The sequence below is a fragment of the Streptomyces fractus genome (assembly GCF_049844455.1).
In the GTDB taxonomy this organism is placed as follows: Bacteria; Actinomycetota; Actinomycetes; order Streptomycetales; family Streptomycetaceae; genus Streptomyces; species Streptomyces fractus.
In genome coordinates this window covers 1023471-1046021 of the sequence record NZ_JBMYHI010000002.1, presented here as the reverse complement: position 1 = coordinate 1046021, position 22551 = coordinate 1023471, and the positions used below count along the sequence as shown (strand labels likewise).

Genomic DNA, 22551 nt, shown 5'->3' with positions numbered 1-22551 from the left:
CCGCCACGTACCCTCCTCCTGTGCCAGCCTCCCGCCCGCATCGCGTCGCCGTCCTCGTGCTCGAGGGCGCGAAGCCCCTCGACGTAGGAATTCCCGCGCAGGTGTTCACGACCCGCGCGAGCATGCCGTACGAAGTGCGCGTGTGCGGCGCGGCGCCCGGGCTCGTGACCGGCGGCGACGGCCTCGCGTACTCCGTGGCGCACGGCCTCGAAGCGCTCGCGTGGGCCGACATCGTGTTCGTCCCCGGCTACCGGTTCCCCGACCGTGAGGACCCGCCGGAGGCCGTCGTCGACGCGCTGGTCGCCGCGCACGAGCGGGGCGCGCGGCTCGCCGCCATCTCGACCGGCGCCTTCGCGCTCGCCGCCACGGGACTCCTCGACGGCAGGCGCGCCACGACGCACTGGCACTACACGCGTGCACTCGCGGCCAGGTACCCGCGCGTCCAGGTCGACGAGAACGTGCTGTTCGTCGACGAGGGCAGCGTGCTCACCTCCGCCGGTGCCGCCTCCGGCATCGACCTGTGCCTGCACATCCTGCGCGGCGACCTCGGAGTGGCCGCGTCCAACCACGCCGCCCGCCGCCTCGTGGCCGCCCCCTACCGCAGCGGGGGCCAGGCCCAGTACGTGCCACGCAGCGTCCCCGAGCCCCTCGGCGAACGCTTCGCCGCCACCCGCGAATGGGCGCTGCACCGACTCGGCGAACCCCTCACCCTCGACACACTCGCGCGGCAGGCCGGCGTGTCACCGCGCACCTTCTCCCGGCGCTTCGTCGACGAGACCGGCTACACGCCCATGCAGTGGGTGATGCGCGCTCGTATCGACCTGGCCCGCGAACTGCTCGAGCGCTCGCAGCGCAGCGTCGAACAGATCGCGGCCGACGTCGGGCTCGGCACCGGCGCGAACCTGCGCCTGCACTTCCAGCGCATCCTCGGCACCACACCGAGCGAGTACCGGCGCACCTTCACTCCCGGCGAGTGACCCGCCGCGGCAGCATGTGGCCGCACGTGGCTGCATGTGGCTGCATCCTTGCGAACCCTGGCGATCCCGCCACTGTCAGCGGCGCGGGCCGCGAGCGAGCCTGGAGGGGAACGGAAGGGACACCATTCATGACTCGCATCGCCATCAACGGATTCGGCCGCATCGGACGCAATGTGCTGCGCTCCCTGCTGGAGCGCCACAGCGACCTCGAGGTCGTCGCCGTCAACGACCTGACGGAGCCCGCCACGCTCGCCCGGCTGCTCGCCTACGACAGCACGGCGGGACGGCTCGGGCGCCCGGTGACCGCGGACGGGGACACCCTCGTCGTCGACGGCCGGCGGATCAAGGTGCTGGCCGAGCGCGAACCGGCGCGGCTGCCGTGGGCCGAACTCGACGTCGACCTCGTCCTGGAGGCCACCCGCCGCTTCACCTCGGCCAAGGCCGCCCGCGCCCACCTCGACGCGGGCGCGAAGAAGGTACTCGTCAGCGCCCCGTCCGACGGCGCCGACGTCACGCTCGCGTACGGGGTCAACACCGACGCCTACGACCCGGCCGTGCACACGATCGTCTCGAACGCCTCCTGCACCACCAACGCGCTCGCCCCGCTGGCCTCGGTCCTCGACGAACTCGCCGGTATCGAGCACGGGTTCATGACGACGGTGCACGCCTATACGCAGGAGCAGAACCTCCAGGACGGCCCGCACCGCGACGCCCGCCGCGCCCGCGCCGCCGGGGTCAACATCGTGCCGACCACGACCGGCGCCGCCAAGGCGATCGGCCTGGTCCTCCCGAACCTCGACGGCAGGCTGTCGGGCGACTCGATCCGCGTGCCCATTCCGGTGGGCTCGATCGTCGAACTCAACACGACCGTCGCCCGCGACGTGACGCGCGACGAGGTGCTGGCCGCCTACCGCACGGCGGCCGAGGGCCCGCTCGCCGGCGTCCTCGAGTACTCGGAGGACCCGCTCGTGTCGTCCGACATCGTCGGCAACCCCGCCTCGTCGATCTTCGACTCGGCCCTCACCCGCGTCGACGGCCGCCACATCAAGGTGGTCGCCTGGTACGACAACGAGTGGGGCTTCTCGAACCGCGTGATCGACACGCTGGAACTCCTCGCCGCCGGCTGACCGGACGGCTCCGCCCCGGCCCGCTGTCGCGCGGACCGGGGCGGCTCACTGCCTCGTGTACTCAGCCTCGTGTACTGAGCCAGGGCCAGGTGTACTGAGCCTGGTGTATTTACCTCAGGCCTTGTCCTGCATGCTGCTGCGCGCCGGGTTGGCCTGCTCCGCGGCCTTGGGGTCCTTCTCGTCCGCCTTGGCGCGCACGCCCTGCCGGATGCGCTCGCCGATGGACTTGTCGATGTTGGACCAGTACTCGAAGGCCCTGGCCAGGACCGGTTCGCTCACGCCGTTGAGCAGGTGCCCCACGACGTTGTCCACGAGCCGGTCGCGCGCGGCGTCGTCGAGGACCTCGCGCACCATGGTGCCTGCCTGGCCCCAGTCGTCGTCCTCGGCATGGTCGACGTACGCGGCGCGCGTGATGTCACCGTCCGCGTACCAGCTGGGCGGGGTGCCGTAGCGGTCCGTGTCGGCCGCCGGGCCGCCCTTGGAGTTCGGCGCGTACACCGGGTCGGAGGCCTTCCGGTAGGCCATGGCCCCGTCCTTGGAGTACGTGTGTACGGGGGCGATCGGCGCGTTGACCGGCAGTTGCTGGTAGTTGCCGCCGATGCGATGACGGTGCGCGTCGGCGTAGGAGAAGAGCCTCGCCAGCAGCATCCGGTCGGGGCTGGGGCCGATGCCCGGGACCAGGTTGTTCGGCTGGAACGCGGCCTGCTCGATCTCCGCGTGGTTGTCCGTCGGATTGCGGTCCAGCGTCATCTTGCCGACCTCGACCAGCGGGTAGTCGGCGTGCGGCCACACCTTCGTCAGGTCGAACGGGTTGAAGCGGTAGTCCGCCGCGTCCTCGTACGGCATGACCTGCACGTACAGGGTCCAGCTCGGGAAGTCCCCGTCACGGATGTGCTCGAAGAGATCCCGGGTGTGGTAATCCGTGTCGGCCGCGGCCATCTGGTCGGCCTCGTGCTGGGTGAAGTGCTCGACGCCCTGGTCGGTCTTGAAGTGGTACTTCACCCAGAACCGCTCGCCCTGCGCGTTGATCCACATGTAGGTGTGCGACGTGTAGCCGTTCATGTGGCGCCAGGTACGGGGGATGCCCCGGTCGCCCATCAGCCACGTCACCTGGTGCGCGGACTCCGGCGAGAGCGTCCAGAAGTCCCACTGCATGTCGTGGTCGCGGAGGTTGTTGTCCGCGCGGCGCTTCTGGGATCGGATGAAGTGCTGGAACTTCATCGGGTCCTTCACGAAGAACACGGGGGTGTTGTTCCCCACCATGTCGTAGTTGCCTTCGGTGGTGTAGAACTTCACCGCGAACCCGCGGGGGTCGCGCCACGTGTCCGGGCTCCCGCGCTCACCGGCGACGGTGGAGAACCGTGTCACCAGCTCGGTCCGCGTCCCCGGCTGGAACACCGCGGCCTTCGTGTACGGGCTGACGTCCGCGGTGACCTGGAAGTGGCCGAAGGCGCCGCTGCCCTTGGCGTGCGGCTGCCGCTCCGGGATCCGCTCCCGGTTGAACTGCGCCATCTGCTCGATCAGGTAGGAGTCCTGCAGCAGGATCGGGCCACCGGCGCCGACCGTGAGCGAGTGCTCATCGCTTTCGACCGGAACGCCGGCATCCGTGGTCGTCGCTTTGGCTGTGTCGTCACTCATGGGCTACGCGTGCCTTTCGACGGGGGGTGCTAAACGCCGCGGCGCCCTGCGGATGCAGCCTCGGAGGACGTTTCGGGCGAAGCCTCCTGTGGAGGGGCACACCGGGCAACCGACGACATGACCATGCTGCGGCCTCCGTACGGACACGGCCATTCGGGCGGCTCAGGCCGAGTGGGCGCCCACCCGCCGCGCGGCGACGCAGAGCAGGGCGACCGCGGCGACGGCCAGGAGGACGTGACCGGCGAGGTTGACGGCGCCCGCGGAACCCTGGTCCGGGGCCTGGCCGAAGCCCACCCAGGCGTACGTCAATGTGGCGCCCGCGGCGAGGGCGAAGGTGTGGGACGGACCCCAGTCACGCGCGTGTGACCAGTGGTGAACCAGGCCCGCCGCCGCGACGGCGATCGCGAGCGAGGCGGCCACGCCCAGCCAGCTCGGCTGAAGGACCAACCAGAACGCACTGGTGGCCGCGCACGAGGCGACACCGGCGATCAGCGGCCGGGGTGCGCCGCGGGAGCCGAGACCGGCGCGGGTGCGGGGGATCAGGAACGCGGCGGCCACGAGCGCGGCCACCACGGCGGCCGTGCCGGCCAGCAGCGGCCACGGGGCCATGAAGCCACTCTCGTCATAGCTGCCCCAGCCGACGACCACGGCCCCCACCACCAGCAGCACGGCCGTGACGGTGAGCCCGGCGCGTCCGAGCCACGGACGCGCCGCGCGCCGCGGGACGAGGGCCTCCATGAGCGCGATCGGCACGGTGATGCTCCACAGTGCGTGCACGGCCAGGACGGAGATCAGGCCGTAGGCGCCGGTGCCGACCAGGGGGATGGGCGTCACGGTGACCATGTCGTAGTTACCGGAGTAGTCGGCGTTGAACAGCATCTGGTCCAGCAGGCCCTCCTCCAGCAGCGCGTACGCGGCGCCCAGCAGCAGGATGGCCCCCCACCCGCGCCCGCTTCTGCGAACGACCTCGCGGATGAGCAGCGCCCACCGCCGGTATGCCGCTTCTCATATCGCCGACGCTACGGACACCCGCCCCACGCGCGGGTCGACCGAGCGGTGGTGGTGGGTGGCCGGGCGGCTACGGATGAGCGGCCACAAGTATCCGAAGGTAGGTGGCGGGGCGACTTTGGGTGGATGCGGTAGGACGCACTCGACTGCGCGCCGCCGGTCAGTTCCGCCTCTCCCAAGGGACCGCACGATGAGCACCCCGGCGCCTTCGGGAGCACCGGCTGGTGGGGACTGGCCTGGCTCAGGGCCTACGATCGCCACGTGCACCCGACTTCTGTGTGCTGCGCCCCCGCTCAGCCGATCGGCACCGGCAGCCGTGTCACCGTGTAGGACAGCGTGATGGTGTCGCCGGCCGACGGGTCCGAGAGTTCCACGCGCCAGGCCTCGCCGAACTGGTCGACGTTCTCGGCCATCGGGATGGTGCCGGAGATCAGTACCGTGCCGGGCAGCAGCTCGCCGCGCTCGCGCAGCACCTCGGCCCAGTAGGACGGCGTGAGCAGTTCCGCGAGGGAGCCGTCCTGGATCAGGGACTCCTCGCCCTGCACCGTGACCCAGGCGCGCAGCGTCAGGTCGTCCAGGCGGCCCTCCACGTCCGAGAGGCGCCAGGCGCGGCGGGCCAGGACGTCCGGGCTCGCGTTCTTGCTCCAGGCCACGCCGTGCACCTCGAGCTCGCGGTCCGTGTGGTCGCACGCCGCCGTGAGCAGCAGCTCGCCGTCCTCCGCCACGACGAGCGCCCACTCGGCCTCGCCCGAGGTCCGGCCGTGCTGCACCGCGACCCGCTCGGTCTGCTGCGCGAGGTAGGGGGAGATCGGGTAGAGCGCCGGGGTCGTGGTCGGCGCGGGCACACCGAGTTCGGCGAGTTCGGCGACGTGCGCGGCGACATCGTCCTGGCTGCGCCCGGCGTAGCCGGCGTTGAGGACCTGGGTGACATGCACGTCGCGGGTGGAGCCGTCGGGGAGTTCGAAGGTGAGCAGGGCCATGGAAATCTCCAGGGGTGGGCGGGGCGGAGGGTTGCGAAGCGGTTAACTTCCCGTTCGGGGCTTGCGCATACGACCTGTATACAAGAAGTATGCCGGAAGGTCGATGTCTCGCCCCGATACCCCCGAGTCCCCCGATCCGAGGACCGAAATGCTGCAAGACTCCCCACGCGGCCCGGCCGCCGCACCGGTCGTCGCCCCGAACCGCTCCGGTCTCGTCCGGGCCTTCTTCGCGAGCCTGACCGGCACCGCCCTGGAGTGGTACGACTTCGCGGTCTACTCGGCCGCCTCGGCCCTGGTCTTCGGTGACCTGTTCTTCCCCTCCGAGGACCCGCTCACCGGCACCCTGCTGGCCTTCTCCACGTACGCCGTCGGCTACGTCTCGCGCCCGCTCGGCGGCATCGTCTTCGGGCGGCTCGGCGACGTGATCGGCCGCAAGAAGGTGCTGATCGCGACGCTCGTGCTGATCGGCGCGGCCACGTTCCTGATCGGTCTGCTGCCCACCCACAGCAGCATCGGCGCCGCCGCGCCCATCGCGCTCGTCGTACTGCGGTTCGCGCAGGGCGTGGGCGTCGGCGGCGAGTGGGGCGGCGCCGTACTGCTGTCCAGCGAGTTCGGCGACCCCAAGAAACGCGGTTTCTTCGCCTCGGCCGCACAGGTCGGACCCCCCGCGGGCAACCTCCTCGCCAACGGCGTCCTGGCGGCGCTCGGCGCCCTGCTGACCGAGGACCAGTTCCTCTCCTGGGGCTGGCGCGTCGCCTTCCTGGTCTCCGGTGTGCTGGTCGGCTTCGGCCTGTGGATCCGCGCGAAGCTGGAGGAGACCCCGGTCTTCAAGGCGATGGAGGCCGAGCAGACCCGCCCCGAGGCGCCGGTGCGCGAGGTGCTCACCAGGCAGCCCCGCGCCCTGATCGCCGCGATCCTCGCCCGCGTCGCCCCGGACGTGCTGTACGCGCTGTTCACCGTGTTCGTGCTGACCTACGCCACCGACGAGCTGGGCATGTCACGGGGCTCGGCGCTGACCGCCGTACTGATCGGCTCCTCGCTCCAGATCGTCCTCATCCCGCTCGCGGGCGCCCTGTCCGACCGGGTCAACCGGCGTCTGCTGTACGGCTGTTCGGCCGTCGGCGCCGGTGTGTGGCCGTTCGCCTTCTTCGGCATGGTCGACGGCGGCTCGTGGGGGCTTCTGGTGCTCGGCGTCATCGTCGCGCTCGTGCTGCACTCGCTGATGTACGGCCCGCAGGCCGCGTTCGTCGCCGAGCAGTTCTCGCCGCGGCTGCGCTCCACCGGGTCCTCGCTCGCCTACACGCTGGCCGGCCTGATCGGCGGCGCAATCGCTCCGCTGCTGTTCACGGCGCTGCTCGGCTCGTTCCACAGCTGGGTACCCCTCGCCGTATACGTTGCCGTCACCGCGGCCGTGACCGTCACCGGGCTGCTGCTGGGGCGTGACGCGGTGGCGGCCACGGACGAGGACAATCGACTGGTCGCGCAGGCGACCGCCTGATCCGTCACACCTACCGCCCCACCAGGAGGGACACCTCATGCGCATCGCCCTGAGCCAGCTCACCACCGGGCCCGACCCGGCCAAGAACCTCGACCTGATCGAGGAGCAGGCGCGGCGCGCGGCCGACGCGGGCGCCCGCGTCGTCGTCCTCCCCGAAGCGGCGATGGCCTGCTTCGGCACGCCGCTCGCCCCGCTCGCCGAGCCCCTCGACGGCGCGTGGGCGAACCGGCTGCGGGCCATCGCCGAGGCGGCCGGCATCGTGATCGTCGCCGGGATGTTCACCCCGGCCGACGACGGGCGGGTGACCAACACCCTGCTCGCGACCGGCCCGGGCGTCGAGGCGACGTACGACAAGATCCACCTCTACGACGCCTTCGGCTTCGCCGAGTCCAAGGGTGTCGCCCCCGGTACGCGGGTGGTGACCGTCGACGTCGACGGCGTCCGCCTCGGCCTCGCCACCTGCTACGACGTACGTTTCCCTGAACTCTTCCGGGCCCACGCCGACGCGGGCGCCGTCGCCACGCTGCTGCCCGCGTCCTGGGGTGCGGGCCCCGGCAAGCGCGAGCAGTGGGAACTCCTCGTACGGGCCCGGGCCCTGGACGCCACGGTGTGGGTCGCCGCGGTGGACCAGGCCGACCCGGCGGCGAGCGGCATCGCCGCCTCGGGCACGGCGCCGACGGGCATCGGGCACAGCATGCTGGTCGGCCCGGACGGCACGGTACGCGAGTCGCTGGGCGCCGAACCGGGCCTGATCGTCGCGGAGTTGGACGTCGCCGAGGTCGACCGGGTGCGCGAGAAGACGTCGGTCCTCGCCAACCGCAGGCTGGGGCAGGCCGATTCGGTGATCACGTACCCGAAGTGACCCCGCAGGGCCGGTCCTTGGACTCCGGGCCGGCCCCGGTCACCCCGCGAGCAGTACCTTCAGCGTCGACTCCAAGTGGCTGTCGATCGCCGCGACCACCGCGCCCGCGTCACCCGCGGCGAGCGCGTCCAGGATCAGTTTGTGCTCGTCGATGACCGACTTCTGCCGTCCGCTCTGGTTGTACAGCGCCACGACGCCCGCGCGCACCTGGCGGCTGCGCAGCCCGTCGTAGTGGCGGTCGAGAAGGCCGTTGCCGACGGCCGAGACGATCGTCGCGTGGAAGAGGTGATCGATGGCGATGAACTCCTTGGCGTCGTCGGGCCCGCTCAACCCGCGCTGCCGCTCCAGGAGTTCGCCCAGCTCGTCGAGCGGCACCCGGCCCGCCTTGATGGCCTGTTCCGCCGCGTACCGTTCCACCATGCCGCGCAGTTCCATCAGTTCGCTGATCTGCCGCCCGGTCAGCCGGGAGACCCGCGCGCCGCGCCGCGGCACCATCTCGACCAGGTCCTCCGCGGCGAGCAGCAGCAGGGCCTCGCGGATGGGTGTGCGGGAGACGCCGATGCGGTCGGCGATCTCCTGCTCGGAAAGGAACTCGCCCTGCATCTCCGGGTCGGTGAGCACCGTCCCCTTGAGGTAGGCGTACGCCTTCTCCCGACCGGACGTCGCCATGAGAGCTCCTGTGGACCGTGGACCAGAATCGCATACAAGTTGTATACGGAAGTTACCACGGGGCGGGGTCACCGGGCGTGCGGGATCGTGAGGCGGAACAGGGCGCCGCCGCCGGGCGCGCGGTATCGGCGCGGACATGATGCCCCTGTCGCACTGGTACGCCTTCGAGCTGCCGGTGACGATGGTGCGCCCGTTCAACACGTACGGCCCCCGGCAGTCGGCCCGCGCGGCCATCCCCACCATCCTCGCGTCCCGGCGCCCGGTCGCACGCGGCGAGCGCGAGGAAGCAGCGGGCGGTGTCGGTGGCGTAGGAGAAGTCGCGGATGGGGGTGGGGGAGCCGAGCTTGATCTCGCGTCGGCCGGCGTGCAGTTGGCTGTCCGGCAACTCCCCCACCCGCGACTGGGCGGGCCGGGAACCGGAGGTCCCGCTCGACGAGGGGCTGCGCCGCACCTCCGCCTGGGTCGCGGACAACCCGCGCCTCTTCACGGGGGATCGCTACCAGGTCTGACGGTCGGTGGGCCGCGCACGGATGGCGGCCGTGCTCATCAGTCGCACTGCGCCGCTCTCGACTCCGTACCGGCCAGGAACGGACGTAGCAGCGCGAGCAGGGCGCGTGGCCGGTGCAGCGGGATGATGTGGCCGCAGTCCTCGATGAGGTGGGCGGTCAAATCGTCGGTGACCGGGCGGAGTTGGCGTTCCAGGGCCGGGCCGACCGGCCGCGCGCCCAGCGCCATCGTCGGCACCGTCAGGCGGGCCGCGGCGACCGCGCCGGCGATCTGTGCCGCGCTCTCGGGCAGGGCCCGGTAGTACGAGAACGCGCGGCTCAGCGCCTGGCGCCCTGTGTACGCGCGCACGAAGGCGTCCCGGACGGCGGGGCGGACGCCGTCGCCGAGCGTGCCGGCGTTCAGGAACCAGTCGACGTATTCGGCTTCATGGCCCTCCAGCACGGTCTCGGCCAGGCCGGGCGCGGCGGAGTGGAAGCCGAACCACCACGGCGGGCCGCCGGCGAGGAAGTCCTCGGCGCCCGGCAGCGTGCCCAGCAGCGACTCCATCACCACCAGGCGGCGGACGAGCCCCGGGCGGCGCACGGCGAGGAGGAACGCCGGCGCGGTGCCCGCGTCGATGCCCACCACCGCGGCCGAGGACACACCGAGCGCGGTGAGAAGCGCCGCGGCGTCCTCGGCCAGGGTGCCCGCGTCGTACCCGGACTCGGCGCCGCCGCTCGCGCCGAACCCACGCAGGTCCGGGGCGATGACCCGGTAGCGGTCGGACAGTCCGGCCATGACGTCCGTCCACAACTCCCAGGTGTGCGGGAAGCCGTGCAGCAGCAGGACGGCCGGACCCGATCCGGCGAGGGCGACGTTGAGTTCGACACCGTTGGCGCGGACGCGCCGGAGCTCGGGCATGGCGGGACTCCAAGGGAGAGAGGCGTAGAGGAAGGCGGTGAGGAATAGTGACAACGTCACGGTAGGCAACTAGCCTGGTCCGCCCAAGACGGCACTTCTCCTTCAGGTGGTGAGTCCCAGGTGACCACGTCGAAGTCCGACGCACGTGACCAGCGGCGCGGCGGGCGCGGTGACCTGCTGGACCCGCTCTGCCCGACCCGCCGGCTGCTCGACCGCATCGGCACCAAGTGGACGTCGATGGTGGTCAAGGTGCTGGCCGAGCAGGCCCCGGGCGAGCTGCGCTTCGCGGAACTGCGGCGCCGCGCCCCGGGCATCTCGCAGAAGATGCTGTCCGTCACGCTGCAGAGCCTGGCCCGCGACGGCCTGGTGGCGCGCCGAGTGGAACCCACCGTGCCGCCCGCCGTCCACTACCGGCTCACCGAACTCGGCCTGTCCCTCGAAGCACCGCTCGCGGCCCTGCGGGTCTGGGCCGAGACACACATGCCGGAGATCGACCACAACAACCAGCTCGCCGACGGCACAACGACGTCGGGCCCTCTCGCCCATGAGGCATGATCGGGGCCATGGAGCATCCGCATCTGGCGAGTACCGAGGCCGCCGTGGCGGCGGTTCGTGAGGTCGCCCGGGAGCACCACCTCGAGGTGTCCGTCACCGACGACATCGGCGCCGACCAGACGTCCCGCCGTACCTCGGCCGGCGCCTTCGCGGTACTGGACCCGGACGGCACGCTGCCGCACGAGGCACACATCGACCTCGGCGGCACGCCCGCCGTGTCCGTCCGGATCTTCCCGGACGACGATGCGAAAATCACCGTAGAGAACGTCGACTTCGACGACATCCCCCAGGACGCAGTCCCTGCGTTCCTGCGATCCGTCTACGGCGGCCTGGCCCACGTAAAGCGAAGGGTGTTCCCTCCCGCGCTGTGGCTGATCGTTCCGCTGCCCGGTGATGACACCTACAAGGAGCTGATCCTGCCCAATGCGCTCAGCCCCTGGCTCGCCCGCAACGTCCGCGACGCCCACACGGTCCGCAACGTCCGCGACTAGGACGACAGTCCGCTCAGGAACGGAACAACACCCCATGAAGGCAGCCCAGTTCAGCCGGTTCGGCGGGCCCGAGGTGCTCGAGATCGTCGAGCTGCCCGATCCCCACCCGGGAGCCGGGGAGATCCGTATCGCGGTGCGCGCCGCCGGTGTCAACGCCAGCGACTGGAAGAAGCGGCAGGGGCTCATGGACCAGGAGCTGCCCCAGACGATGGGGTACGAGGCCGCCGGAATCGTCGACGAGATCGGGGACGGGGTCGAGGGGGTCGCCCTCGGTGACCCGGTGTTCGGCTTCGGTGGTGGCGGCGCCGCGCAGGCGGAGCGTGCCGTGCTGTCCGCATGGGCGCGCATCCCCGCCTCGCTCGACTTCGCCGGCGCCGCGGCCCTGCCGTCAGCCGTCGAGACGGCGGCGAGGGCCCTCGACCAGCTCGGCGTCCGCGGCGGCGTCACACTCCTCATCAGCGGGGCGTCCGGCAGCGTAGGCAGCGCCGCCGTCCAACTCGCCGTCGCGCGCGGTGCGCAGGTGATCGGCACCGGCAGCCCGGCCACCCACGACCGGCTCCGCGAACTCGGCGGGGAACCCGTCGCGTACGGCGAAGGCATGGCCGACCGTGTCCGGGCCGTCGCACCGCGTGGTGTCGACCTGGCGCTGGATGTCGCGGGCAGCGGGATCCTGCCCGAGCTGATCGACCTGGCCGGCGGTGCGGACCAGGTCATCACCGTCGCCGACTTCGCCGGGGCGCAGGAGCACGGTGTGCGCTTCAGCCGCGGAGACACCGGCCGTGCCGTCTACGCACTCGGTGAAGTGGCGGATCTGGTCGAGGCCGACCGGTTCACGCTTCCCGTCGGGCGGGCCTTCGCCTTGGCCGACGTCGCGGAAGCGCACCGGGTGGGGGAGTCCGGCGCCGTACGCGGAAAGCTCGTCCTCCTGGTCTGACACGCACCATGCGGCGATGAGGTTTGCCCCCGGCCGGAGTCCTACCTTCGTCACCGCGATCGCGGTGACCGCCCATGGAAGGACGACCCATGACCACCACCCACACCCTCGACGTAGCCGGTGCGCGCCTGCACTACGAAGTCCGCGGCTCCGGACCGCTGTTGCTGGTCATGGGGTCGCCGATGGACGCGGAGGCGTTCGGGCCGCTGGCCGACGCGCTCGCGAGCGACCACACGGTCGTCACCCACGACCCGCGGGGCATCTCGGGCAGCGTCCTCGACGACCCGGAGCAGGATTCCACCCCCGAACTCCGGGCGGACGACGTCGCCGCCCTCCTCGACGCCCTGGAAGCGGACTCCGCCGACGTGTTCGGCAGCAGCGGCGGGGCGGTCACGGGGCTCGCGCTGGTCGCGCGGCACCCCGGGCGGGTGCGCACGCTCGTCGCGCACGAGCCTCCGCTGCTGGAGCTGCTTCCCGACGCCGCGGAGCAGGTCGCCGCGGCGGCCGCCATCGTCGAGACCTTCCACCGGGAGGGCGTGGGCGCGGCGTGGATGCAGTTCATGGGCAACGCGGGATTCGAGGTCGGCGGTGGCGAGGATGCCGCACCCACGCCGCCGCCCGGAGAGCCCTCGGAGCGGGACCTCGCCAACAGCGCCCGCTTCTTCGCCCACGAACTCATGGGCACCAGCCGCTACGCACCCGACATCGGCGCGCTGACGGCCGGCGCGGCCCGCGTCGTCGTCGGCATCGGCGCCACGTCGGGAGGCCTGATCACGGCCCGGACCTCCAGGACACTGGCCGACCGCCTCAAGGCATCTCCGGTCGAATTCCCGGGCGACCACGGCGGGTTCGTCGAACAGCCCAAGGAGTTCGCCGAGCGACTGCGGGAGGTACTGAAGGGCTAGGCAGGCAGTGCGCACGGGCGGGGCGGCGCCGTCAGCCCCGCGCGCCAGCGTCAGTTCCGCGCGGCGGCGTCAGCTCCGCGTGAAGGGGAGCTTCGCCGTGAGCCACGTGATCAGCGCGCTGGGGTTGCGGCTCTGGGTCCACACGCGGCCGGGGCCGGTCATCTCGAAGACCAGGCCCTCGCCGGACTTGAGGGTCTGCATCAGCCCGCGGCTCACCTTCCGGGTGGTGTACGTGACGCTGTCGTCGAACGCGACCATGTGTCCGGAGTCGAGGACGATCTTCTCGCCGGCCTTGAGGTCGAGCACGTCGAGCGCCCCGTAGCAGGACGCGAGGACCGTGCCCCGGCCCTCGGCCCGCACCAGGAAGCCGCCTTCCCCGCCGGCGAGGTTCTTGAAGCCGCCCCACTTGGTGTCGAGCTCGATCCCGTCGGACGAGCAAAGCCAGGCGCCGCGGGCCAGGTTGAGGCCGCCGTCCACCTCGACGTCGGTGACGTCGCCGGGCAGGTTCGCCGCGAGGTCGACCCAGCCGCCCTCCGGACCGGCGGTCAGCCGGGTGACGAACAGCGACTCGCCGCCCAGGACGCTCCGCTTGAGCCCCTTGAACAGGCCGCCCTCGGTCTTCGCCTCGACGTCGATCCCGCCGGACATGGCCATCATCGCGCCGGACTCGGCCCGGACGCTCTCCCCGGCGGCCAGCAGGACGCGCGCCACCGCGAAGGACGGACTGTGACGGACCTCGATGTGCATGCCTGGCCTCTTCTCGCGTGGGGGAGGACGACGGTTCGCCGTCCTCTTCCATCGTCCCGCGCGGATCGTCGCCGCAGGTCAACCCGTACGCCCGACTCGCCTGCGACCGGAGGAGGATCCACCCCGTGGGCCGATCCTCCTGACGGATGACCGGCCCTCCCGGCCGGCGGCCCAAGAGCGTACGGGCCTGGCTAGAAGGTGACCTCGAGGCCGATCACGGGATGCCTGCGGTGGCGTCCTGAGATCGCCGAGTACCAGTCGCCGATGCGTGCCATCACGTACTTCCGCCGCAGCAGCGCCCCGCCTTCTTCGTCCCCTCCTCGTCCAGCACCCGGCCGGTCCCCGTCGCCCGTACGGCGTCCGGGGCGACGCGCCCGCGAACGTCGCAGACGGCGACCTCGGCCCGGGAGTCGCGCCGCAGCCGCTTGACCTTCCAGGCGTCGGCCGCGCTGCGCACGTACAGCCGCTCCCCGTCCATGGCGTGCCAGACCGCGGTGGCTCTCGGCGTGCCGTCCTTCCGGTACGTGGTGAGACTGACTTGACATGTAACTCCTTCCCGAAGGAAGGAGATTCTGGCCGTCCCGCTCGGTGCTGTGCCCCTTCGCGGCACTGGCCACGGGCGGGATTCCGTGACTTCCCGTTTCTTCACGCTGTGCCCCCACGCAGGGTGGGGGTCTTACCTGCGCTCCACCGGCTTGAGTAACCGCTCGTCCAGCGGCCCGTCGAATCCCAGTCCCGCAGCTCGTTTCACATTGCGTGCGGCGTTCACGTCCCGGTCATGGACGCCCCCGCAGGTGAGGCAGGTCCATTTGCGGATGTGCAGCGGTTTGGGGCCGTCGCGGTGTCCGCAGGCCGAGCAGACCTGGCTGGTGGGCTCGAACCGGCCGATCCGCACAAACTGCCGCCCGTACCGTTGCGCCTTGTACTCGATCATGTCCACGAACTGGGACCAGCCCGCGTCATGGACGGACTTGGCCAGTCTCGTACGCGCCAGACCCTTCACCGACAGGTTCTCCACCGCGACCGCTTGGTTCTCGCGGACCAACCGAGTGGAGAGCTGATGGTGGAAGTTCTTGCGCGCGTCGGCGGCCTGCGCGTGTGCGCGGGCCACCTTGAGCCTGGCCTTCTCCCGATTCCTGGACCCTTTCTGTTTGCGTGACAGCTCGCGCTGGGCGCGTTTGAGTTTCTTCTCCGCGCGGCGCAGGAACTTCGGCGTCTTGATCTTTGTGCCGTTGGAGAGGGCCACGAAGCAGTCCAGGCCCAGATCGATCCCGACCCCCGCGTCCTCCTCCGGCTGCGGCATGGCCTCGTGGTCGGTGTCCGGGTCGGTCTCAATGACGAAGCTGGCGAAGTACCGCCCGGCCGCATCCTTGATCACCGTGACCGAGGACGGCACCACCGGCAACTGCCGCGACCACTTCACCATCACCTCGCCGATCTTCGGCAGGCTCAGACGCCCCTTGCCGGTGATCGACCAGCGGGCGTTGGCGGTGAACCGGATCGCTTGACGGTGGTCCTTGCGTGACTTGAACCTGGGCTCACCGACCTTCGGCCCTTTGCGCTTGCCCGAGAGGGAGCAGAAGAAGTTCCGGTAGGCCGATTCCGCGTCGCGCAGCGACTGCTGCAGCACGACCGCGGGGGCCTGGCCCAGCCAGGAGCGTTCGGGACTCTGCTTGGCCTGGGTGATCAATCGCCTGGACAGCTCCCCGATCCCGGGGAACGCGTCCCCGTCCGCGTACGCTTCCCTGCGGGCTTGGACAGCGTCGTTGTACACCACGCGTGCGCACCCGAACGCCTGGGCCAGCGCGGTGCGTTGGCCCGGCTGCGGGTAGAGGCGAAAGGTGTACCGGAGCTGCATGAGACACAACCTACATAATTGGGTTATGGCTGAGACGGAGAACATCAGGGCTGGTCGCCACCGTGCGTTCGTGATGCATGTCCACTTGGTTTTTGTGACAAAGTTTCGGCATCATGTCTTCGCCGACCGGCACTTGGCCCGCATGGAGGAGATCATGCGGGCGGTGTGCGCGGACTTCGAGTGCGAACTGGTCGAGTTCAACGGCGAGGACAACCATGTTCACCTCCTCGTGAACTTCCCGCCCAAAGTCGCCGTGACCAAACTGGTCAACTCCCTCAAGGGCGTCTCCTCCCGGCGCCTGCGCCAGGAGTTTCCCGACCTGGTCCGGCACTACTGGCGGGCCAACAAACTCTGGTCCGGCTCCTACTTCGCCGGCACGGTCGGCGGCGCACCCCTCAGCGTGGTGCGGCAGTACATCGAGCAGCAGAATCGTCCCGCGTGAGCAGAGCCCGGCTCCGCCAGGACGAACCACGACGCTCCGCGTCACAGCCACAGATTCGCTTCACCACCGGCCTGAGGGCCGAGCACCGCGAATGAATCCCGGTAGCGGCGGCGCTCGAGCGCGGCGAGTGTGTCGCGGTCGAGTGAGGTCGCAGGGGGACGGTGCCGGGAGGTGAGGGCGGGGTTCCCCTCGGCGTCAGCGGCCGGAGAGTATCCGTGGCTGGATCGTGGTGGGCGAGACCAGGATCGACCGCCGGTGGGCCACAGCTCGTGCTGTTGCACGGTCGCGGCCCACTGCTCGTACAGCTCGGCGAACGCCTCGCGCTCACCCGCGCGCAGGCGTCTGCGCAGATCTACCCAGGAGATCGTCGTGGGAGCGAGCGTCAAGTAGGCATCTGAGCACGACGGAACGAGTACGGCGGAACGAGCACGACCGATACGCGTACGACAGCCCGGCGCGGAGCGATACCGCGCCGGGCTCCGCCGTTCCTGCACCGTGAGAATCCGCCATTGCCAAGATCCGTTCACCGGGCAAGCATTCCCCGCGCGCCCGCCCGGTGGCCCGATGGCCCGGTCCTCCGGACGGGGGCCTGCCCATGGCCCGTCCGTCCGGAGGGAGCACGTCCCGTGTCACGCCGCTGGATCCTCTATCTGCTCAGCGCCGTCCCGGTCGCCGGGTCGTTGATCGTCGTCAATACCGAGCGGCCCTACGTCCTGGGGCTGCCGCTGGTGGTGTTCTGGGCCGCCCTGTGGGTGGTGCTCACCACCGTCGTCATGGCGGTCGTCTACTGGCTCGACCCCGCCAACCGCGAACCCGATGAACTGCCCGACGAGCGCGGCGAGTTGGCGGGCGACGCGGCGCCTGGTGCCACCGTTGAAGGAGCCGCCCGATGAACACCGCCCTCGCCATCCTCGGCAGCGCGTTCGTCCTCGTGCTCATCCTCGGGCTGCTCGCCCGCCGCGGTCGCACCATGGACCTCGAACAGTGGTCCCTCGGCGGGCGCGGCCTCGGCAGCCTGCTCGTGTTCCTCCTCGCGGCCGGCGAGAACTTCACCACGTACACCTTCCTCGGTGGCAGTGGCGGCGCCTACTCGATGGGCGGGCCGATGATCTACATGTTCTCGTCGATCTGCTACGTCGTCTTCTACTGGCTGGCCCCGCCGATCTGGGCGTACGCCCGCCGCCACAAGCTGCTCACCGCCCCGGACCTGTACGCGCACAAGTACCGCTCGAAGGGCTTCGGCGTGCTCACCGCGGTCGTCGGCGTGGTGTCACTCGTGCCGTATCTGGTGTTGCAGCTCAAGGGGCTCGGCATCATCGTCCACGAGTGCTCGTACGGGCGGATCTCGCAGGGCGCCGCCGTGTGGATCGGTGTCGCCGTCATCGCCGTGTACGTCACCGTGTCCGGGCTGCGCGGCACCGCCTGGAACGCGATCATCAAGGACACGTTGATGCTCGTCCTCGTCGTGGGGCTCGGCCTGTACCTGCCGATCCACTACTACGGCGGGCTCGGTGACATGTTCCAGGCGCTCTCCGCCGCCCACCCGCACTTCCTGACGCTGCCGGACCACGGGTACAGCGTGTGGTGGTACATCTCGACCAGCCTGCTGTTCGCCCTCGGCATCTGTACGTGGCCGCACATGATGCCCGGCATCCTGGCCGCCCGCAGCGCCAAGGCACTGCGCCGCAATGCCGTGATCACACCCGCGTACCAGATCGTTCTGGTGATGGTCCTCGTCATCGGGTTCACCGCCGTGCTCAAGGTGCCGGGGCTCAAGGACGGGGACCTCGCGCTGCTCTCGCTGGCCAAGGACGCGCTGCCGCCGTGGCTGGTCGGGCTCGTCGGGGTCGCCGGCATGCTCGCCGCGCTGGTGCCCGGCGCGATGCTGTTGCAGTCCGCCGCGATGCTGGTCGCGAAGAACATCTACCAGACGGCCCGTCCCGCCACGAGCGAGCGGACCGTCGGGCGGCTCAGCCGTCTCCTGGTGCCGGTGCTCGCGCTGGTCGCCGCCGTGCTCACCTTCCGCGGCGGCGAGGCCATCGCGATGCTGCTGATCATGGCGTACGGGTTCGTGGTGCAGCTCTTCCCGGTGCTCGTCGCGTCGATGTGGCGGCGCAACCCCGTCACGACCGCCGGTGCCTGGGCCGGTGTGTGCACCGGCGTCGCCATCGTCAGCTGGACGACGCTCACCGACGCCACCAGCGCGAGCCTGCTGCCGTGGGCGCCGCGGCCCGTGCAGGACCTCGACGTGGGTGTCGTCGCCATGGTCGCCAACATCCTCGTACTCGCCGTCGTCAGCGCGGCCACCCGCCACCGCGCCGGACACCGGGACGACGACCCCCGCCCCGCCGCTGCCACCACCGTCCCGGAAGGAGCCGCCCTGTGACCACCACAGCCGTCACGGCCACCGCACCCCTCGTCCTCGGCGACGGGCCGCTCACCCTCGACGACCTCGTCGCCGTCGCCCGCCACCACCGGCCCGTCACCCTCGGCGAGACCGCGGAGAAGGCCATGGGGCCGAGCGCCGCGTGGATCGCCCGGCTCACCGACGACATGGCCGAGGGTGAGGCCGCACGCCCCGTCTACAGCGTCAACACCGGCTTCGGCTCGCTCGCCGGACGGCAGGCCTTCGAGGCCCCCGAGGACGCCGTCGAACTGTCCCGCCGCCTCATCGTCTCCAACGCCTGCGGCGTCGGCCGCCACTGCGGCGAGGACATCGTCCGCGCCACCATGCTCATCCGCGCCTCCAGCCTAGCGCGCGGCTACGCGGGCGTGCGCCCCGACGTCGTGCACACCCTGCTCGCCATGCTCAACTCCGGTGTCCACCCGGCGATCCCCGAGTACGGATCGCTCGGCGCCAGCGGCGACCTCATCCCGCTCGCCCACCTCGCCCTCGCCCTCAGCCGTCCCGCCGGTGACACCGACCCGGACGAGGACAGCGGACTCGCCCACTACGAAGGCGAGTTGGTCAGCGGGCGCGCCGCGATGGCGGCCGCGGGCATCGACCGGCTCGCCCTCGGCGCCAAGGAAGGCCTCGCCCTCACCAACGGCACCTCGTACTCCACCGCGCTGTGCGCCCTCGCCCTCGCCGACGCCGAGAATCTCCTGGCCACCGCCGAGGTGACCGCCGCCATGAGCATCGAGGCGCTCCTCGGCTTCGGCGACGCCTTCCTGCCGCAACTGCACGAGGCCCGCGGCCACCCCGGGCAGATCGCGACCGCGGCCCGGCTGCGCGAACTCCTCGACGGCAGCGCCTTCGTCGACGGCGCCGCCGACACCGATCCCGTACGCCAGCCACCCCAGGACGCGTACTCGCTGCGGTGTGTGCCGCAGGTGCTCGGTCCTGTGCGGGACACCCTCGGCTTCGTCCACGGCATCGTAGAGACCGAACTCAACGCGGCCACCGACAACCCGCTCGTCGTGCCCGGCCTGCCGCGCGACCTCAAGGCCGTCTCCGGTGGCAACTTCCACGCCCAATACCTGGCGTTCGCCTCGGACTTCCTGTCCATCGCCGTCACCGAGATCGGGTCGATCGCCGAGCGCCGCCTGTTCCGGCTCAACGACGGCACACTCAACCGCGGGCTGCCGGACATGCTCGTCGACGGGGAGAAGGTCGGCATGGACTGCGGGTACATGCTGCCCCAGTACCTGGCCGCCGCCCTGGTGTCGGACTGCAAGACGCTCGCGCACCCGGACAGCGTCGACTCCATCCCCACCTGCTCCAACCAGGAGGACCATGTCTCGATGGCCTCCAACGCGGGACGCCACGCCCGCCAGGTCGTCGCCAATATCGAGGCCGTCGTCGCCACCGAACTGTTGATGGCCGGTCAGGCGCTGGAGCTGCGGCTCGCCGAGCAGGGCAGGGGCCCGGAGGCCCTCGCCCCGGCCACCCGCGCCGCACTCGACCGGCTGCGCGCCACCCCCGCCACCGACGGACGGCCGATCGACCACCTGACGCGTGATGTCGTCCTGTACCCGAGGGTGCACGCGGCGCTCGACCTCGTCCGGTCAGGTGCGGTCGTGACAGCGGCGGACGAGGCGACGCACGTGGGGTGACCCCTACGAGGGGTGTCCGGGCCTCACACGTCGAGGACCAGACGATCCCCCTGGCACCGCGATACGCAGATCATCATGACGTCACCCGCGGCCCGCTCCTCCTCGCTCAGGAGCTGGTCGCGGTGGTCGGGGGTGCCCCCGAGCACCGGTGTCTCGCACGTCCCGCACACACCCTCCCGGCACGACGTGAGCGTACGCACCCCGGCCCCCGTCAGGGCGTCGACGATGGACTGACCGGCGCCCACCTCGATCTCCTGCCCGTCGGCGGTCTCCACCGTGAACGGCCGGTCGTCATCCCGCACATGGCCCTCCGGCGCCGCGGCGAAGCGTTCGAGCGTCAGCTGCGACCGCGGGTGCGCGTCGGCGTACTCCTGCACCGCCGCGAGCAGCCCGGCCGGGCCGCACGCGTACACATGGGACCGCGCCGCGCCCATGCCGTCCAGTTCCGCGGCCAGGTCCGCGACGCCCGAGACATCATCGCGGTGCAGGCGCACCCGGTCGCCGTACCGGGCGAGCTCCCCGGTGAACGCCATGCTCTCCGCGCTGCGCCCCAGGTACAGCAACCGCCAGTCGGCACCCGCCTGTTCGGCCGCCGCGAGCATCGGCAGGATCGGCGTGATCCCGATGCCGCCGGCGACGAACACCAGCCGTGGTGTGTCCAGATCCAGCGCGAACGTGTTGCGGGGCGCGCTCACAAGAAGGGTGTCGCCCGCTTCGACCCGGTCGTGCAGATACGCCGAACCGCCCCGGCCCTCGGGCTCCCGCAGCACCGCGATGCGCCAGCCGGCCTCCTCGGGCGCCGACGACAGCGAGTACTGCCGGACGAGGTCCCGGGACAGGACGACATCGATGTGCGCGCCGGGAGTCCACGCGGGCAGCGTCCCGCCCTCCCGCGCGGCCAGCACCAGGGAGCGCACCCCCGCGGCCTCGGAGCGCGTCTCCTTCACGGTCACGGTCAGACGGTGCTGCGTAGGCATGCCGCTTCCTCCCTCTCGTTCCGGCCGGCCCGCCCCGCCCGACGGCGGAACGTTCCGTGCACAGCCGCATCGTCAGAAACCCGGACGCACGGCGGCAACAGCGGTTCTCAGCAGGTGATAACGCCCATGTCCGGCCGCCCGCCCGCCGGTCTACGTTGCGTGTGCCGGACCTGCCAGGCCCGCCCCGCCGTACCCAAGGAGGCCAGATGTCCGCCCCGGCCGACACCCCCGTCGCACACCTCGCCGACGACCCCTACGACGACACCCACCTCACCGACCCGTACCCGCTCTTCACGCGGATGCGCGACGCGGGGCCCGGGGTGTGGCTGGAACGCTACGGGGTGCACGCCTTCACGCGGTACGCGCAGTGCCGGGAGATCCTCACCGACCACGAGACGTTCCTGTCGGGCGCCGGGGTCGGCCCGCGCAACTACCACCAGGAACCCCCGTGGAAGCCGGCCGGCATCCTCGACTCCGACCCGCCGACGCACACACCGCTGCGGACCGCCATGTCCGGTGTCATCTCCCCGCGCAACGTGCGCGCGCTGCGCACCGCGTTCCGTGCCCACGCCGAGCGGCTCGTCGACGAACTCCTCGACAAGCGCGAGTTCGACGCGGTGACCGAGATGGCGGAACCGTTCCCCATCGAGGTCTTCGGCAACGCCGTCGGCATCCCCCGCGAGGGCCGCGCCGAGAACCTGCTCCCGCACGGAGCCATGAACTTCTCCGCCTTCGGACCCGAAGACGCCCGCTACGCCGAGTACTTCGCCGCCGGCGAGCACACCGTCGACTGGGTCATGGAGAACTGCGCCCGCGAGAACCTGACGCCCGACGGACTCGGCGCGAAGATCTGGGAGTACGCCGACCAAGGTGTCATCACCGGCGACGACGCCACCCGCCTCGTGCGCGCGCTGCTGTCGGCGGGACTCGACACCACGGTGCTCACCCTCGGCAACACCATGAGGTGTCTGTCCGCCAACCCCGACCAGTGGGCGATGCTGCACGCCGACCCGAAGCTGACCCGGTTCGCCGTGGACGAGGCGCTGCGCCACGAATCGCCGTTCCAGTCCTTCTTCCGCACCACGGCGCGCGAGGTCGACTTCCACGGCGTCCGCATCCCTGGGGACACGAAGATCGCCCTGTTCACCGGGGCCGCCAACCGCGACCCGCGCCGCTTCGGCGACGACGCCGACAGCTACCGGATCGAACGGGACGCCTCCGGACACCTCGCGTTCGGCTTCGGCATTCACCAGTGCGTCGGCCAGCCGATCTCGCGCCTGGAGGCGGAGGTCCTGATCGGTGAACTGGCCCGCCGGGTACGGACGGTGGAGCCTGCCGGGGACCCGGTGCCCTTCTTGCACAACACACTGCGCGGCTGGAAGCACCTGCCGGTGCGGATCGTCCCGGCGTGACGGTCAGT

Annotated in this window: 22 protein-coding genes and 2 pseudogenes; 14 read left to right on the top strand and 10 right to left on the bottom strand. The window is 71.1% G+C overall.

Annotation, left to right across the window (positions count from 1 at the left end):
- Nucleotides 1–20 precede the first annotated feature (20 nt).
- Nucleotides 21–977: a GlxA family transcriptional regulator gene (locus tag ACP4E5_RS06885; RefSeq protein WP_425825930.1), complete on the top strand. Its 957-nt coding sequence runs from the start codon at nt 21–23 to the stop codon at nt 975–977.
- Nucleotides 978–1105: 128 nt separating this feature from the next.
- Nucleotides 1106–2104, top strand: a complete 999-nt coding sequence (gene gap, locus ACP4E5_RS06880; protein ID WP_425825928.1) for a type I glyceraldehyde-3-phosphate dehydrogenase — start codon at nt 1106–1108, stop codon at nt 2102–2104.
- A 114-nt stretch (nt 2105–2218) separates the two neighbouring features.
- On the opposite strand, the gene ACP4E5_RS06875 is transcribed toward gap, so the two are convergent.
- From ACP4E5_RS06875 to ACP4E5_RS06865, 3 genes are all read right to left on the bottom strand, one after another.
- Complete coding sequence (locus ACP4E5_RS06875) at nt 2219–3742, bottom strand: catalase (protein ID WP_425825926.1); 1524 nt, start codon at nt 3740–3742, stop codon at nt 2219–2221.
- Nucleotides 3743–3904: 162 nt separating this feature from the next.
- Nucleotides 3905–4621 carry a hypothetical protein gene (locus ACP4E5_RS06870; RefSeq protein WP_425825924.1) on the bottom strand — a complete coding sequence of 239 codons (717 nt, stop codon included), beginning with the start codon at nt 4619–4621 and terminating at the stop codon, nt 3905–3907.
- Nucleotides 4622–5043: 422 nt separating this feature from the next.
- On the bottom strand, nt 5044–5730 hold the full coding sequence (locus ACP4E5_RS06865) for a DUF2848 domain-containing protein (protein WP_425825922.1): 687 nt from the start codon (nt 5728–5730) through the stop codon (nt 5044–5046).
- Between the two features lie 148 nt (nt 5731–5878).
- Here ACP4E5_RS06865 and ACP4E5_RS06860 point away from each other — a divergent pair, with 148 nt between their 5' ends.
- Nucleotides 5879–7228, top strand: a complete 1350-nt coding sequence (locus ACP4E5_RS06860) for an MFS transporter (RefSeq protein WP_425825920.1) — start codon at nt 5879–5881, stop codon at nt 7226–7228.
- Nucleotides 7229–7265: 37 nt separating this feature from the next.
- The gene (locus ACP4E5_RS06855; RefSeq protein WP_425825918.1) at nt 7266–8090 is read left to right on the top strand and encodes a carbon-nitrogen hydrolase family protein; all 825 of its coding nucleotides are present in this window, start codon (nt 7266–7268) and stop codon (nt 8088–8090) included.
- A 39-nt stretch (nt 8091–8129) separates the two neighbouring features.
- Here ACP4E5_RS06855 and ACP4E5_RS06850 read toward each other — a convergent pair whose 3' ends face one another.
- Nucleotides 8130–8759 carry a GntR family transcriptional regulator gene (locus ACP4E5_RS06850; RefSeq protein ID WP_425825916.1) on the bottom strand — a complete coding sequence of 210 codons (630 nt, stop codon included), beginning with the start codon at nt 8757–8759 and terminating at the stop codon, nt 8130–8132.
- 115 nt (nt 8760–8874) lie between these two features.
- Here ACP4E5_RS06850 and ACP4E5_RS06845 point away from each other — a divergent pair.
- A pseudogene (locus ACP4E5_RS06845) lies at nt 8875–9268 on the top strand (NAD-dependent dehydratase); the annotation flags it as partial.
- 37 nt (nt 9269–9305) lie between these two features.
- Here the strand turns inward: ACP4E5_RS06845 and ACP4E5_RS06840 are convergent.
- A complete protein-coding gene (locus ACP4E5_RS06840; protein ID WP_425825914.1) occupies nt 9306–10166 on the bottom strand; it encodes an alpha/beta fold hydrolase in 861 nt (286 codons plus the stop codon).
- Between the two features lie 120 nt (nt 10167–10286).
- On the opposite strand from ACP4E5_RS06840, the gene ACP4E5_RS06835 reads away from it, so the two are divergent.
- The 4 genes from ACP4E5_RS06835 to ACP4E5_RS06820 all read left to right on the top strand — a co-directional run bounded on the left by ACP4E5_RS06835 (nt 10287) and on the right by ACP4E5_RS06820 (nt 13051).
- Nucleotides 10287–10721, top strand: a complete 435-nt coding sequence (locus ACP4E5_RS06835; protein ID WP_425825912.1) for a winged helix-turn-helix transcriptional regulator — start codon at nt 10287–10289, stop codon at nt 10719–10721.
- Between the two features lie 8 nt (nt 10722–10729).
- Nucleotides 10730–11212, top strand: a complete 483-nt coding sequence (locus ACP4E5_RS06830) for a hypothetical protein (protein WP_425825910.1) — start codon at nt 10730–10732, stop codon at nt 11210–11212.
- 34 nt (nt 11213–11246) lie between these two features.
- A complete protein-coding gene (locus tag ACP4E5_RS06825; RefSeq protein ID WP_425825908.1) occupies nt 11247–12146 on the top strand; it encodes an NADP-dependent oxidoreductase in 900 nt (299 codons plus the stop codon).
- Nucleotides 12147–12235: 89 nt separating this feature from the next.
- Nucleotides 12236–13051 (top strand): alpha/beta fold hydrolase, encoded by an 816-nt coding sequence (locus tag ACP4E5_RS06820; RefSeq protein WP_425825906.1) that lies wholly within the window; start codon nt 12236–12238, stop codon nt 13049–13051.
- A gap of 69 nt (nt 13052–13120) precedes the next feature.
- Here ACP4E5_RS06820 and ACP4E5_RS06815 read toward each other — a convergent pair whose 3' ends face one another.
- The 3 genes and pseudogenes from ACP4E5_RS06815 to ACP4E5_RS06805 all read right to left on the bottom strand — a co-directional run.
- On the bottom strand, nt 13121–13798 hold the full coding sequence (locus ACP4E5_RS06815; protein WP_425825904.1) for a TIGR00266 family protein: 678 nt from the start codon (nt 13796–13798) through the stop codon (nt 13121–13123).
- A gap of 274 nt (nt 13799–14072) precedes the next feature.
- Nucleotides 14073–14408 carry a PPOX class F420-dependent oxidoreductase gene (locus ACP4E5_RS06810; RefSeq protein ID WP_425841120.1) on the bottom strand — a complete coding sequence of 112 codons (336 nt, stop codon included), beginning with the start codon at nt 14406–14408 and terminating at the stop codon, nt 14073–14075.
- Nucleotides 14401–15656 (bottom strand): annotated as a pseudogene (locus tag ACP4E5_RS06805) (RNA-guided endonuclease InsQ/TnpB family protein); the annotation flags it as partial. The gene ACP4E5_RS06810 and the pseudogene ACP4E5_RS06805, both read right to left, overlap by 8 nt.
- Nucleotides 15657–15681: 25 nt before the next feature.
- Here ACP4E5_RS06805 and tnpA point away from each other — a divergent pair.
- Nucleotides 15682–16098 (top strand): IS200/IS605 family transposase, encoded by a 417-nt coding sequence (tnpA, locus tag ACP4E5_RS06800; RefSeq protein WP_425825902.1) that lies wholly within the window; start codon nt 15682–15684, stop codon nt 16096–16098.
- Between the two features lie 41 nt (nt 16099–16139).
- Here tnpA and ACP4E5_RS06795 read toward each other — a convergent pair whose 3' ends face one another.
- Nucleotides 16140–16484, bottom strand: coding sequence for a hypothetical protein (locus ACP4E5_RS06795; protein WP_425825900.1), 345 nt, complete (start codon nt 16482–16484; stop codon nt 16140–16142).
- 240 nt (nt 16485–16724) lie between these two features.
- Here ACP4E5_RS06795 and ACP4E5_RS06790 point away from each other — a divergent pair, with 240 nt between their 5' ends.
- The 3 genes from ACP4E5_RS06790 to ACP4E5_RS06780 are packed head-to-tail and all read left to right on the top strand — an operon-like array spanning nt 16725 to nt 20154.
- The gene (locus ACP4E5_RS06790; protein ID WP_425825898.1) at nt 16725–16991 is read left to right on the top strand and encodes a DUF3311 domain-containing protein; all 267 of its coding nucleotides are present in this window, start codon (nt 16725–16727) and stop codon (nt 16989–16991) included.
- A complete protein-coding gene (locus ACP4E5_RS06785; protein ID WP_425825896.1) occupies nt 16988–18484 on the top strand; it encodes a sodium:solute symporter family protein in 1497 nt (498 codons plus the stop codon). The genes ACP4E5_RS06790 and ACP4E5_RS06785 overlap by 4 nt, the downstream gene beginning before the upstream one ends.
- Nucleotides 18481–20154 carry an HAL/PAL/TAL family ammonia-lyase gene (locus ACP4E5_RS06780; RefSeq protein ID WP_425825894.1) on the top strand — a complete coding sequence of 558 codons (1674 nt, stop codon included), beginning with the start codon at nt 18481–18483 and terminating at the stop codon, nt 20152–20154. Before ACP4E5_RS06785 ends, ACP4E5_RS06780 begins: the two co-directional genes overlap by 4 nt.
- Before the next feature lie 23 nt (nt 20155–20177).
- Here ACP4E5_RS06780 and ACP4E5_RS06775 read toward each other — a convergent pair whose 3' ends face one another.
- Nucleotides 20178–21131 carry a PDR/VanB family oxidoreductase gene (locus tag ACP4E5_RS06775; protein WP_425825892.1) on the bottom strand — a complete coding sequence of 318 codons (954 nt, stop codon included), beginning with the start codon at nt 21129–21131 and terminating at the stop codon, nt 20178–20180.
- 206 nt (nt 21132–21337) lie between these two features.
- Here ACP4E5_RS06775 and ACP4E5_RS06770 point away from each other — a divergent pair, with 206 nt between their 5' ends.
- Complete coding sequence (locus ACP4E5_RS06770) at nt 21338–22543, top strand: cytochrome P450 (RefSeq protein WP_425825890.1); 1206 nt, start codon at nt 21338–21340, stop codon at nt 22541–22543.
- The last annotated feature ends 8 nt before the right edge of the window (nt 22544–22551 follow it).